The 581-nt window shown below is 57.5% G+C and carries 1 protein-coding gene; it reads right to left on the bottom strand.

All coding sequences use genetic code 11. From position 1 onward, the window contains the following. A partial coding sequence (locus tag AC1DZU_RS35635; protein ID WP_477292145.1) for an ankyrin repeat domain-containing protein occupies window positions 1-581 on the bottom strand: 581 nt, incomplete at both ends.

The raw sequence follows: 581 nt of genomic DNA, 5'->3' as shown, positions 1-581 counted from the left end.
CTCTCCGCAATCATCAGCGGGGTCATCCCCTGATGGGTTCTCGCGCTCAAATCGGCACCTCGTTTGACGAGAAGCTCGACAACCTCCCGTGATCCTTCCCTAGCGGCAAGGTGAAGCGGGCTTTCCCCTGTGGGCGCCGCGTTGACGTCTGCCGAACGGTCGAGGAGCAACCTCACTATCTTCTTCTTGTCCGTCAGAATTGCGAAATGCAGTGCGGTATACTTGGCATGCCCATCGACTGCGTCCGCGTCAGCGCCGCTATCGAGGAGCAATTTAGCTATGTCGGCGTACCCCAGTCGTGCCACAAGATGGAGGGGCGTTCGCTCCTCGAAATCTCTGCTATTTGCCTGCGCTCCCCGTTGTAGAAGGAAAGCGACCATTTCCGGTTTGTCGTAGCTTGCTGCAATATGCAAAGGCTTGTAGCCGGCCGGAGGCTTTACAGCTTCGATATCGGCACCTTTGTCCAGCAGGAAGGCTGCCATTGAAATATCGCCCTGGAGAACGGCCGCGTGCAGCGGCGTTCCCTCGTCACCTTGTTCGTTCACATCTGCGCCGTTCGCCACAAGACTTTGTACAAGCGC

The organism is Mesorhizobium sp. P2_A12 (genome assembly GCF_056405075.1).
This window is presented reverse-complemented; position numbering and strand designations above follow the sequence as displayed.